This window comes from Kitasatospora sp. NPDC098663 (assembly GCF_044760075.1).
In the GTDB taxonomy this organism is placed as follows: domain Bacteria; phylum Actinomycetota; class Actinomycetes; order Streptomycetales; family Streptomycetaceae; genus Kitasatospora.
This window is the reverse complement of sequence record NZ_JBIWAP010000147.1, coordinates 1-1,113: the sequence shown is the minus strand read 5'-3', so window position 1 is coordinate 1,113 and position 1,113 is coordinate 1. Positions and strand designations below refer to the sequence as shown.

Annotated in this window: 1 protein-coding gene; it reads left to right on the top strand. The window is 73.8% G+C overall.

What is annotated here, in order from left to right; translation table 11 throughout:
- Window positions 1-135: 135 nt before the first annotated feature.
- Window positions 136-1,113, top strand: a 978-nt coding sequence (locus tag ACIQVZ_RS42530) for a DUF2776 family protein (RefSeq protein WP_402458585.1), incomplete at its 3' end; no start/stop codon positions are given.

Here is a 1,113-nt window from a genome sequence, read left to right as displayed (position 1 = left end):
GCACAGCGGGTGTCGCCATGAGCCGATCGGACGAAATCCGTGGACACCCGCCGCCGGGGTCCCGGCCGGAGACCCGGCGGGCTGAACACTGACTGCCGCCCGGAACCGACGGGCGCGAGGGAACGAGGAGACCTGGTGAACCACGGAATGAGCGTGCTGTTCCGGGCGATTCCGCTGCTCATGGGCGCGGTGTCGGCCGCGCTCGGCGGCTACGTCCTCGCGCACTCCACCGGGCCGGGCGCCCAGGTCGCGGGCCTGACGCTGGTCTTCCTGGCCGCCGTCTGTCTCTGCCTGTTCGCCGTCGCGGCGACCGTCGTGCGGCAACTGATCGGCCGTTTCGGCGCGTTGGACCGGATCGGCTACCCGGCGTTCGGCTTCGCGGTGGCCGGGGCCGCCGTCGGCTACGGGCTGGGCCTGCTGGCGGAGAGCCACCGGCCGGTGGCCGATTTCGTGGCCGGCAGCGTGGTCCTCGGCATCGGCCTGGTCTGCGTGTGCGTCTCGTCGGTGGCCGCGGTCGCCACCCGCTTCACGCTGATCGGGCAGAACGCCGTCCTGCCGGAGGGTTCCCCGCCGCGCTCGCCCGCGCCGTTCGGCCGGTCCGCGGCCCGGGCGCTGGTGGCGGTCCCAGTCCTTGCGGCCGCCGCCGCCTGGGCGTGGGCGATCGTCATGCTGGCCAACGGGGGCGGCGGGGACTCGGACGGGCGCTTCACGGCCGGGCACGTGGTGGTCGACCAGGCGATCGTCTGCACCGCCCTGATCGGGCTGGTGATCACCTTGCTGCGGCAGATCCGGAACACGTACACCCGGCGGGAGCGGGTCTGGTGGCTCGTCCCGGCCGCCGTGCTCGGCGCCATGGACATCACCGGGGGCCTGGTCGTCGTTGCCCTGGACCCCCGACCCGGTCAACTGGCCACCGGGTATGTGCAGATCGGGCTGGGTCTGCTGTGCTGGACAGTGCTGAGCGCGGTGCTGCTGCTCGCTCTCGGCTGGCGCCGTGCCGCGCCGCCGGCCGGCCGCGCCCCGCTGGTCCCGGTCGGCACCACACTGCTGTGCCTGTTCATGTCGGCGTTCCTGTTCGAGTCGGCCGACCCGGACGTGATGGTCGCGGCCCGG